General features: G+C 70.9%; 9 protein-coding genes. 8 read left to right on the forward strand and 1 reads right to left on the reverse strand.

The features are described from left to right. Positions 1–58: 58 nt before the first annotated feature. From ABT324_RS31130 to secA, 7 genes are all read left to right on the forward strand, one after another. Positions 59–703 (forward strand): dTMP kinase, encoded by a 645-nt coding sequence (locus tag ABT324_RS31130; RefSeq protein WP_351184738.1) that lies wholly within the window; start codon positions 59–61, stop codon positions 701–703. 152 nt (positions 704–855) lie between these two features. Then, complete coding sequence (gene mtrA / locus ABT324_RS31135; protein ID WP_093160527.1) at positions 856–1,533, forward strand: MtrAB system response regulator MtrA; 678 nt, start codon at positions 856–858, stop codon at positions 1,531–1,533. A 138-nt stretch (positions 1,534–1,671) separates the two neighbouring features. Continuing rightward, positions 1,672–3,420, forward strand: a complete 1,749-nt coding sequence (gene mtrB / locus ABT324_RS31140; RefSeq protein ID WP_502949826.1) for an MtrAB system histidine kinase MtrB — start codon at positions 1,672–1,674, stop codon at positions 3,418–3,420. Continuing rightward, complete coding sequence (locus ABT324_RS31145) at positions 3,417–5,147, forward strand: LpqB family beta-propeller domain-containing protein (protein ID WP_351184742.1); 1,731 nt, start codon at positions 3,417–3,419, stop codon at positions 5,145–5,147. The genes mtrB and ABT324_RS31145 overlap by 4 nt, the downstream gene beginning before the upstream one ends. A 131-nt stretch (positions 5,148–5,278) precedes the next feature. Then, on the forward strand, positions 5,279–5,953 hold the full coding sequence (locus tag ABT324_RS31150) for a ComF family protein (protein ID WP_351184744.1): 675 nt from the start codon (positions 5,279–5,281) through the stop codon (positions 5,951–5,953). A 404-nt stretch (positions 5,954–6,357) separates the two neighbouring features. Beyond that, positions 6,358–7,026, forward strand: coding sequence for a ribosome hibernation-promoting factor, HPF/YfiA family (gene hpf, locus ABT324_RS31155; protein ID WP_351184746.1), 669 nt, complete (start codon positions 6,358–6,360; stop codon positions 7,024–7,026). Positions 7,027–7,212: 186 nt separating this feature from the next. Next, on the forward strand, positions 7,213–10,077 hold the full coding sequence (gene secA / locus ABT324_RS31160; RefSeq protein ID WP_351184748.1) for a preprotein translocase subunit SecA: 2,865 nt from the start codon (positions 7,213–7,215) through the stop codon (positions 10,075–10,077). On the opposite strand, the gene ABT324_RS31165 is transcribed toward secA, so the two are convergent. Next, on the reverse strand, positions 10,078–10,446 hold the full coding sequence (locus ABT324_RS31165; protein WP_351184750.1) for an Rv3235 family protein: 369 nt from the start codon (positions 10,444–10,446) through the stop codon (positions 10,078–10,080). Between the two features lie 110 nt (positions 10,447–10,556). Here ABT324_RS31165 and ABT324_RS31170 point away from each other — a divergent pair, with 110 nt between their 5' ends. After that, positions 10,557–10,964, forward strand: coding sequence for an HAD-IA family hydrolase (locus tag ABT324_RS31170; protein ID WP_351184752.1), 408 nt, complete (start codon positions 10,557–10,559; stop codon positions 10,962–10,964). The last annotated feature ends 210 nt before the right edge of the window (positions 10,965–11,174 follow it).

The following is an 11,174-nucleotide window of genomic DNA, read 5'->3' on the forward strand; positions in this document are numbered from 1 at the left end:
GCGGGCTGACCGGGGGAGGCCGTCGGGAGGGCGGCGGTGCTCGACTACGGTCAATGCCGTGGGTCGACTCATCGTCATCGAGGGCTTGGACGGCGCGGGCAAGCGCACCTTCGCCAGCGGCATCACCGCGGAGCTCAGCTCCCGCGGTTGCTCCGTGGCGCGCGCCGCGTTCCCGCGCTACACCGAGGACATCCACGGTGCCCTCATCGGCGAGGCGCTCCGCGGGGGCCACGGCGACCTCGGCGACTCCGTCTACGGCATCGCCGTGCTCAACGCGCTCGACCGCCGCTCCGCGGCCGCCACTCTCCGCGACGACCTCCGCGCCCACGACGTCCTGCTGCTGGACCGCTACGTCGCCTCCAACGCCGCCTACGGCGCCGCCCGGCTGCACCAGGACAGCGCCGGCGACTTCGTCGCCTGGGTCCAGCAGCTGGAGGTGGAGCGCTTCGCGCTGCCCAAGCCGGACCTGCAGATCCTGCTGCAGGTCCCGACGGAGGTGGCGGCCAGCCGGGCCGAGCACCGCGAGCGGACCGAAGCGGACCGGCAGCGCGACAACTTCGAGTCCGACGCCGGGCTGCAGAAGCGCTGCGGCGAGGTCTACGCGCAGCTGGCGGCGGCCGACTGGTGGTCGCCGTGGCTCGTGGTGGACGGTTCCGCGGCGCTCGACTTCGCCGGGATCGTCGACGAGCACGTCCTGGGCTGACTGGCGGGCCCAGCGCAGCGACCCGGATCACCCGGGAACTGCTCCGTTCGGCGGTATGAACTGGGCCGTGTCGAGCAGCGGCGGCCCGACCTGCGGTGACGATCAGCGGGTGCGTGCACGGCAGCTGGTGCAGGAGTGCAACCATGTTGGACATGAAGGCACGCGTGCTCGTGGTGGACGACGATCCGGCCCTGGCCGAAATGCTGACCATCGTGCTGCGGGGAGAGGGGTTTGAGACCGCCGTCGTCAGCGATGGCACCAAGGCGCTGCCTGCCCTGCGCGAGCTCAAGCCGGACCTGGTGCTGCTGGACCTGATGCTGCCGGGGATGAACGGCATCGACGTCTGCAAGGCCATCCGCACCGAGTCCGTCGTGCCGATCGTGATGCTGACCGCCAAGAGCGACACCGTGGACGTGGTGCTCGGCCTGGAGTCGGGGGCCGACGACTACGTGGTCAAGCCGTTCAAGCCGAAGGAGCTGGTGGCCCGGCTGCGCGCCCGGTTGCGCCGAACCGACGCCGAGCCGGCCGAGGTGCTCACCATCGGCGACGTCACCATCGACGTGCCCGGGCACGAGGTGACCCGGGACGGCCAGCCGATCGCGCTGACCCCGCTGGAGTTCGACCTGCTGGTCGCGCTGGCCCGCAAGCCGCGCCAAGTGTTCACCCGCGAGGTCCTGCTGGAGCAGGTCTGGGGCTACCGCCACGCGGCCGACACGCGCCTGGTGAACGTGCACGTCCAGCGCCTTCGGTCGAAGGTGGAGCGCGACCCGGAGCGCCCCGAGGTGGTGCTGACCGTCCGCGGCGTCGGTTACAAGGCGGGCCCCCCGTGATCGGGTAGCCGGACCTGGAGCGCCTGCTCGCGAGCGGGCGCTCTTCGCATGTCGTGGGCCGGTGCGGCCCGCGGATCGGCCCCCTGGCACAGTCTTCCCACCGGGTCGTAGTCGTGGAGGGCGACGGTTGTCGTGAACGTGTGGACGCGTCGAAGCCGCTGGGTGCGGCGGCTGGTCAGTCGTGTCCAGGAGGAGATCCGCGACCGCTGGCGCCGCTTCGAGGCCCTCTGGCGCCGCTCGATGCAGCTGCGCGTCGTGGTCAGCACCCTCGCCCTGTCGCTGGCCGTGGTGATCGTGCTGGGCATGGTGCTGCAGTGGCAGATCACCTCCCAGCTGCTGGACACCAAGGAGGACGGTGCGATCACGCAGGTCGACACCAGCCTGCCGATCCTGGAGCGCGAGCTCACCGCGGTCGACCCCAACGCCGACCCGGAGAGCGTCCGGGAGCAGCTGACGGCCGCGTTGAACCGGCTGACGACGTCCTCCTCCGGCCAGTCCACGACGGAGACGGTGGCGGGCGCGTTCACCCCGGTGCTGGTCGACGGGTTGGCGCCGGTCGACCGGGACGAGCAGCCCCACGCGGGCCCGGTGGAGGACGTGCCGGAGGACCTGCGCCTGTTCGCCGAGCGCGGCCAGCTCGCGACCAAGATCAAGACGGTGCCGCGGGACAACGGCCAGGTCACCATGCTCATCGTGGGCACCCCGGTGGCCAGCGCGACCCGGTCGCTGCAGCTGTACATGATGTTCCCGCTCAGCGCGGAGCAGGAGACCCTCCGCGTCGTGCAGCAGACCCTGCTGATCAGCGGCGCGGTGCTGCTGGTCCTGCTCGGCCTGATCACGAACCTGGTGACCCGGCAGATCGTGCGCCCGGTGCGGCAGGCCGCGCAGATCGCCGAGGAGCTCGCCGAAGGCGACCTGGACAAGCGCATGCGGGTGATCGGCGAGGACGACGTCGCGCGGCTCGCCGAGTCGTTCAACGAGATGGCTGACAGCCTCAAACAGCAGATCACGCAGCTGGAGGAGTTCGGCCAGCTGCAGCGCCGGTTCACCTCCGACGTTTCGCACGAGCTGCGCACCCCGCTGACCACGGTGCGGATGGCCGCCGACGTGCTGCACGCCTCCCGCGAGCAGTTCCCGCCCGGCCTGTCCCGCTCCACCGAGCTGCTGGTCGACGAGCTGGACCGGTTCGAGCTGCTGCTGGGCGACCTGCTGGAGATCTCCCGGTTGGACGCCGGGGTGGCCGACCTGTCCGCCGAGCAGGTCGACATCGTCGAGCTGGTGGAGCGCTCGGTGGAGGCGCTGCGCCCCATCGCCGACGAGGGCGGCGTCGAGCTGCGGGTGATCGTCCCGGCCAACGGTGCCTCCGAGCTGGACATCGTCGCCGACGCCCGCCGCGTCGAGCGGATCATGCGGAACCTGGTGGCCAACGCGATCGACCACGCCGAGGGCGGGCCGGTCGAGATCCGCTTCGGCAGCAGTGAGCAGGCGGTCGCGGTGACCGTCCGGGACTACGGCGTCGGCCTGCGCGCCGGGGAGGCCGAGCTGGTGTTCACCCGGTTCTGGCGGGCCGACCCGTCCCGGAACCGGCGCACCGGCGGCACCGGGCTGGGCCTGTCGATCAGCCAGGAGGACGCCCGGTTGCACGGCGGTGCCCTGGACGCCTGGGGGGAGCCGGGCGAGGGGTCCTGCTTCCGCGTCACCCTGCCCCGCCGACCCGGTGCGGAGTTCGACGGCAGCCCGCTGCCGCTGCCCGGCACCCGCCGCATCGCCGCGCCGGAGGCGCTGCTGGCCGCGTCGGTGGAGCGCCCGCAGGACGCCGAGCCCGGTGGCGGCGTCCACGACCGCGGCCCAGCTCGGCTGTCCGAGGACTCGTGGGAGGACGAATGATGGGGGGTCGGGTCACCCGCTGCCTGGCGGTGCTGTCGGTGCTGCTGGTTCCGCTGACCTCGTGCGCGTCGATCCCGGAGGAGTCGGATCCGGTGGCCGTGCGGGAGGCCGACGAGCGCAACTCGACGACGGAGGTGACCCCGCCGCCGGACAACCTCGACCCGCTCGGGCTGGTCCGCCGGTTCGTGGACTCCGCGTCCCCGGCCAGCAACCACGAGGCGGCCCGGATGCACCTCGACGCGGTGCAGGCCAAGCAGTGGTCACCGGGACCCGACCTGCTGATCGTGAGCAACGTCGACACCATCCCGGCCCCACCCCCGCCGGAACCGCTGCCCGACGGCGTGCAACTGGTGACGGTGCAGGCGGACAAGGTGGGGCGGCTGCTGCCGGACTCCTCCTTCGTGCCGGACGTCGGCGAGTACGAGGCCACCGTGCGGGTCGAGCTCCAGCCGGACGGCAAGTGGCGGATCGCCTCGCCACCGGCCGAGATGGTGGTGAGCCGCGACGCGTTCAGCAGCGTGTACCGCTCGGTGCCGATCTACTTCCTCGACCACGACGCCACCGGTGTCGTCCCGGACGTGCGCTACGTGGCCTCACAACCGGCCAGCACCCTGCCGCGCCGGGTCATCGACCTGCTGACCTCGGGCCCGTCGGAGGGGCTGCGCTCGGCGCTGCGCACCGCCATCCCGCCCGGGGTGCGCCCCCGCACCAACACCAGCGAGGCCACCGGGGACGGCGCGCTGGAGGTCAACCTCAGCAACCTCGGTGAGGTCTCCGACGAGACGCGGTGGCTGATCGCCGCCCAGGTCGTGTTCACCCTGCAGAAGGTCAGCAACGCGCGGGTGCGGCTGCAGGAGGAGGGCATGCCGCTGCTGTCGGACACCCAGGACCTGCGGCCGACCGACCTCACCAAGTACGAGATCGACAACATGCCGCGCCAGGACCTGGGCGGGCTCGCCGTGATCGACGAACGCCTCAAGCGCCTGGACAGCCGCGCCGACCCGGTCCCCGGACCGGCCGGGTCCGGCGAGTACCAGGTGCTGCGCGCCGGGCAGTCGCCCGACGGGCGCCGGATCGCGGCGGTGACCCGGCGGTCTCCGGAGGAGGTCGGGCTGCGGGTCGGCCCCTACGGCGAGGCCCTCACCGAGCTCGGCCCGCCCGGCAGCTTCATGAGTAAGCCGACCTGGCGCGGCAACGACGAGGTGTGGACGGTGGTCGCCGGGCGCGACGTGATCCGGGCGCGGCACGGCAGCCACGGCTGGACCGTGGAGCAGGTCGACTCCGCGGACTTCACCCGCGGGCGGCCGATCACCGACCTGCGGCTGTCGCGGGACGGCACCCGGGTCGCGGCCGTGATCGACGGTCAGCTTGTGGTGGGCGCGGTGTCCGACCAGGACGGTGCGGTGGTGCTGGACCGGCCGATCCCGCTGCCCGCCCCGCAGCGCGCGCAGGTCCTGGGCCTGGAATGGCGGGACAAGGAGTCCCTGGCGGTGATCACCGACAGCCACAGCTCCCCGGTCTACGAGGTGTCGGTGGACGGCTTCCGCTGGCAGTCCTACACGTCCGCGAACCTGGGTCAGCCGATGAAGACGATCACGGTGGGGCCGGGCCCGACGGTGATCGTCGCCGACCGCAGCAACATCTGGGCCTCCGCCGACCCGAACGACGTGTGGTCCCTACTGGAACCCCGCATCGGCAGCAGCTCCCTCCCGTTCTTCCCGGGCTGACCAGGCTCGCCGCGCGTCACCGACGTCGATCGGGCTCGTGACAGGCGACCGGGTGACGGCGGGGAGTTGCGGCGCCCAGTGCCCGACACTCGTCGGTGTGTCGGCAAGCCGGTCCACGGCATGATCGCCCGATGTTCCGCGACGGGCTCTCCGGACTGGTCGACCTGCTGCTACCGCTGCACTGCTCGGGCTGCGGCGCGGCCGGTACCGCGTGGTGCCCGGACTGCGCCCGCGAACTCGGCGGCCTCCACCGCGTCGAACGCCCACTGCTGCCACCCACCCCACCGGCGTACGCGCTGGGCCGCTACCGCGGCGCCGCCCGCCGCGCGGTGCTGGCGTACAAGGAGGCCGGGCAGCGCCACCTCGCCGACCCGCTGGCGCGGCACCTGGCCACCGGCCTGCGCGCGATCACCGAACAGCACCAGCTCGACCACCACTGGTGGCTGGTGCCGGCGCCCTCCCGAGCCATCGCCGCCCGCCGACGCGGCGGCGCGCACATGCGGCGCATCGCGCACCGGATGTCGGCGCTGCTCACCGCGGCGGGCTGGCCGACCGCGGTGGCCGACTGCCTGCTGACCGCGCGCGGCGCCGCCGACTCGACCGGGCTCGATGCGGCCGAACGGGTGCGCAACCTGTCTGGGCGAGTGCTCCTCCAGAACGGTCGACTTCCCCCGCCCACCGCCCAACTCGTCCTGATCGACGACGTCATCACCACCGCCGCGACCGCCGCGGCCTGCCTGGCGGTCCTCGGAACCGCAGGTCGCGCCGTCCACGCGGTGCTGAGCCTGACGGCGACCGCGGGCTGAGGTGAACGGGTGACCCACCATTGTCCGAACGGACCCGGGAACTTCCCCCGCCGCGCACTCGTTCCCCGGGTGTGAGCAGGCAGATCCCGCCCCCACCACGGCCTCGCGCGGCGCAGTCGCGGCGAGCGGCCGAACGGGTGAAAATCCGGGGTGGAGGGTCCCTGCGAGCACTGTCCGCGCACGCTGCGCGCGTGCTTCGAACGGTGGCACCAATCACTCTCGGTGGCCGCTTGACTTCGCCCAACCCGGGGGGTGTCACAAATCGGTAAAGCGAGCTAACGTGCCACTCAATCCAGCCAACCCCTGGCGGAGGGAAGGAGCGACATCCCATGTCCCTGGCGCCGGAAGCGAGCTGATCGCACTGCTGGCGCCACGCACCTCTCCTACGGAATCGGAGGTCGTGAATGGATATCGTCGTCAAGGGTCGTAACGTCGAGGTCCCCGAGCACTACCGGGACCACGTCAACGCCAAGTTGACCCGGCTTGAGCGGTACAACAGGAAGGCAATCCGGGCGGACGTGGAGCTCTTCCACGAGCGCAACCCCCGTCAGGCCAAGAACTGCCAGCGAGTCGAGATCACCCTGGTGGGCAAGGGCACGCCGGTGCGCGCCGAGGCCTGCGCCGGCGACTTCTACGCTGCGCTCGACGCCGCAACGACCAAGCTGGAGAGCCGCCTCCGGCGCATGCACGACCGTAGGAAGGTGCACTACGGACAGCACAACCCGACTTCCGTGGCAGAGGCGACCGCAGCGATGGCGGACCGGCCCGTGGTGATGGGCGCCGCAGCGGCCGAGGGCCGCACCACGCTGCTCGAAGCGCCCCAGGAAGCACCCGAGCACAGCGCCGAGGTGCCCGGACAGCGGATGGCTGAGGACGGCTACCAACCGGGCCGCGTCGTCCGAGAGAAGGAGCACTCGGCCAAGCCGATGACCGTCGACGAAGCCCTGTACCAGATGGAACTGGTCGGGCACGACTTCTACCTCTTCTCCGACGCCGACAGCGGGAGGCCGAGCGTGGTCTACCGGCGGAAGGGATTTGACTACGGAGTGATCAGATTGGCGGACGCCCTGTAGGGCGAGTCTCCGCCAACGCCGACCCGAACGGCTGTCCCCCGCGTACCGTGGTCCGCGGGGGACAGCTGCGTGTGCGGGGCCGCCACCGGACCACACCGGATGACCGGTCCTCGTCACCAGCTCTAATACGATGGCCGCAAAGCGTCCGTGACGGACGCGTCACGATCAGCTAGTGAGGTCGACCGGATGGTCCTGTCCCGACTGCTCCGCGCCGGCGAGGGCAAGATGCTCAAGCGCCTGCGCGCCATCGCAGCGCACATCAATGAGCTCGAAGGCGACGTCGCCGCTCTGTCCGACGCCGAGCTGCGGGGCAAGACCGAGGAGTTCAAACGCCGGTACAGCGACGGCGAGACCCTCGACGAACTGCTGCCGGAGGCGTTCGCGGTGGCGCGCGAAGGCGCCAAGCGCACGCTTGGCCAGCGCCACTACGACGTCCAGCTGATGGGCGGCGCGGCACTGCATCTGGGCAACATCGCCGAGATGAAGACCGGTGAGGGCAAGACCCTCACCTGCGTGCTGCCCGCCTACCTCAACGCGATCACCGGCGAGGGCGTGCACGTCGTCACGGTCAACGACTACCTCGCCCGCCGCGACGCCGAGTGGATGGGCCGCGTGCACCGCTTCCTCGGCCTGGAGGTCGGCGCGATCCTCGCCGAGATGACCCCCGAGCAGCGGCGCAAGGCCTACGCCGCGGACGTCACCTACGGCACGAACAACGAGTTCGGCTTCGACTACCTGCGCGACAACATGGCCTGGAGCCTGGCCGACTGCGTGCAGCGCGGGCACTACTTCGCCGTCGTCGACGAGGTCGACTCCATCCTGATTGACGAGGCCCGGACCCCGCTGATCATCTCCGGCCCCGCGGACCAGTCGTCCCGGTGGTACCAGGAGTTCGCCCGGCTCGCCCCGATGCTCAAGCGCGACGAGCACTACGAGGTCGACGAGCGCAAGCGCACCGTCGGCGTCACCGAGGAGGGCGTGTCGATCATCGAGGACCAGCTCGGCATCGACAACCTCTACGAGGCCGCGAACACCCCGCTGGTCGGCTACCTGAACAACGCGCTCAAGGCCAAGGAGCTGTACAAGCGCGACAAGGAGTACATCGTCCGCGACGGCGAGGTGCTGATCGTCGACGAGTTCACCGGCCGCATCCTCGCCGGGCGCCGCTTCAACGAGGGCATGCACCAGGCCATCGAGGCCAAGGAAGGCGTCGAGATCAAGGCCGAGAACCAGACGCTGGCCACGATCACGCTGCAGAACTACTTCCGCCTCTACGACAAGCTCGCGGGCATGACCGGTACCGCCGAGACCGAGGCGGCCGAGTTCCACACCACCTACAAGCTCGGCGTGGTGCCGATCCCGACCAACGAGCCGATGGCCCGCGTGGACCAACCGGACCTGGTCTACAAGACCGAGCCCGCCAAGTTCGAGGCGGTCGCCGAGGACATCGAGGAGCGGCACCGGGCTGGGCAGCCGGTGCTGGTCGGCACCACCAGCGTCGAGCGCTCCGAGTACCTGTCGAAGCTGCTCACCCAGCGGGGCATCCCGCACAGCGTGCTCAACGCGAAGAACCACTCGCGGGAAGCCGCGATCATCGCCGAGGCCGGTCGCAAGGGCGCCGTCACCGTCGCCACCAACATGGCCGGTCGCGGTACCGACATCGTGCTGGGCGGCAACGTCGACCACCTCGCCGACGCCGAGCTGCGCTCCCGCGGCCTGGACCCGGTGGAGAACCGCGAGCAGTACGAGGCCGAGTGGCCCGCGGTCGTGAAGAAGATCAAGGCGCAGGCCGAGGCCGAGGCCGAGGAGGTCCGAGCGAGCGGCGGGCTCTACGTGCTCGGCACCGAGCGCCACGAGTCCCGGCGCATCGACAACCAGCTGCGCGGTCGTTCCGGCCGCCAGGGCGACCCGGGTGAGTCCCGGTTTTACCTGTCGCTGGGCGACGAGCTGATGCGGCGGTTCAACGCGGCCATGGTCGAGACGGTGATGACCCGCCTCAAGGTGCCCGACGACGTGCCGATCGAGCACAAGATGGTCAGCCGCGCGATCCGCAGCGCGCAGACCCAGGTCGAGCAGCAGAACATGGAGATCCGCAAGAACGTCCTCAAGTACGACGAGGTCATGAACCAGCAGCGGACCGTCATCTACGACGAGCGGCACCGCGTGCTGGCCGGTGAGGACCTGCAGGGGCAGGTGATGCACATGCTCACCGACGTCGTCACCGCCTACGTCGACGCGGAGACCGCTGAGGGCTACGCCGAGGACTGGGACTTCGAGAAGCTCTGGACCGCGTTGAAGACGCTCTACCCGGTGTCGCTGGACTGGGAGGAGCTCGTCGACTCCGACGAGGACCTCACCAAGGAGCGGCTGCAGGAGCTGGTCATCGAGGACGCGAAGGCCGCCTACGCCAAGCGCGAGGCCGAGGTCGACGGCAAGGTCGGCCCCGGCGCGATGCGCGAGCTGGAGCGCCGGGTCGTGCTCAGCGTCCTGGACCGCAAGTGGCGCGAGCACCTCTACGAGATGGACTACCTCAAGGAGGGCATCGGGCTGCGCGCGATGGCGCAGCGCGACCCGCTGATCGAGTACCGCCGCGAGGGCTTCGACATGTTCGGGGCGATGCTGGAGGCGCTCAAGGAGGAGTCCGTCGGGTTCCTGTTCAACGTCCAGGTGGAGGCCGCGGAACCGCAGCCCGCGCCGGAGGAGCCGGCCGTCCCGGTCTCGGTGAGCCAGGTCGGCAACGGCACCCCCGACGTGCAGCAGACCCCGCGCCCCGCCCCGCAGCCGAAGCGAGCCCGCCCGGCTTCCGCCGGACCAGCGCTGAGCCAGCTCGGCAGCGCACCGTCGGCAGCGGGGGAGAACGCTCCCACCGCGCTGCGCGGCAAGGGCCTCGACAGCCCGGGGCAGCAGCGGCTGAGCTACTCCGGGCCGAACGAGACCGGCGGCGTCGAGACCAGCAACGACGACGCGCAGGGCCCGGAAGCCCGCGGCGGCACCCGCCGTGAGCGCCGGGCGGCTGCTCGCGCTGAAGCGAAGAAGAACCGGCGGCGCTGATCAGACGAGGGACAGGCGAGTGCACACCCAGTGCTCGCCGTCCCGCTCGATCCGCAACACCAAGGCCCGGACCCGGTCGTGCGTTCCGACGACCATGCACGCCTCCACCGCGTACTCGGTGATCGGGCAGGCGTGCACGGAACGCACCCGGTGCTCCGGGCCTTGTGCTGCGTGCAGCCGGGTGGTGAGCAGCAGCCCGGCGACCCGCGAGGAGACGTGCTCTTCGACGTCGTGCACGGCGCGCCGACCGGAGAGCACGTCGAACACGTGCCCGCCGACGGACGCAGCGACGGCGACAGCGCTCCGCTCGCCCGGATCGTCGGTGGTGGTCGGCGTGATCGGGGCGTCGAGCTCGAGGACTGCGGTCATGGCACCTCCGGGGTTTCGGTGGGAACTCCTCGCTCTACTGAGGAAGTTCCCTCCCGAATCCGGTCACTTTTCGGCGCAGACCGCCTGATCGTGTGAGCTACCGTGCGCACGTGGAACTCAGGGGATTGCTGCTGGACTACGCCGGGGTGCTGGACGACCCGGGCGGCGCGGCCGCGGACGCGCCGCCGTTGCTCGAGGTCGCGTGCCGGGCCCGGCGGAGCGGGGTCAGCACGGCGGTGGTGTCGAACGCCAGCGGTCTGCCCGACCCGCGAGTAGCGGACCTCTTCGACGCGGTGGTGCTCTCCGGAGCGGTGGCGGTCGCCAAGCCGAGTCGCGAGATCTACCTGCTGACCGCGCGCCGGTTGGGGCTGGAACCGCAGCAGTGCGTGTTCGTCGACGACCTGCACCGGAACGTGGCCGGTGCGGTGGCGAACGGAATGGTGGGGGTGCACCACCAGGACGTCGATTCGACGGTCGCCGAGCTGTCCGCCCTCTTCGACTTCGAAATGCCCGCCTGACCTGGCACTTCCCCGTTGAAGGGGGGTGGTGTTCAAGGGGGTTTCGGGGGTGTGTAGAGTTGTCCAGGTCAGCGCGACACGGGCCGGGAAAACCGGGCCGGGCGTGACGCGGGCCCACGAACCAAGCTCCCGCGCTTGAGTGGTAGAGTGGGTGGGCCTTCAACGGCAAGACTTTGAAAATGCGATGTGCTTCGTGGTTGACAACTTTAG

Source organism: Saccharopolyspora sp. NPDC000359 (assembly GCF_040300525.1).
Taxonomy (GTDB): domain Bacteria; phylum Actinomycetota; class Actinomycetes; order Mycobacteriales; family Pseudonocardiaceae; genus Saccharopolyspora.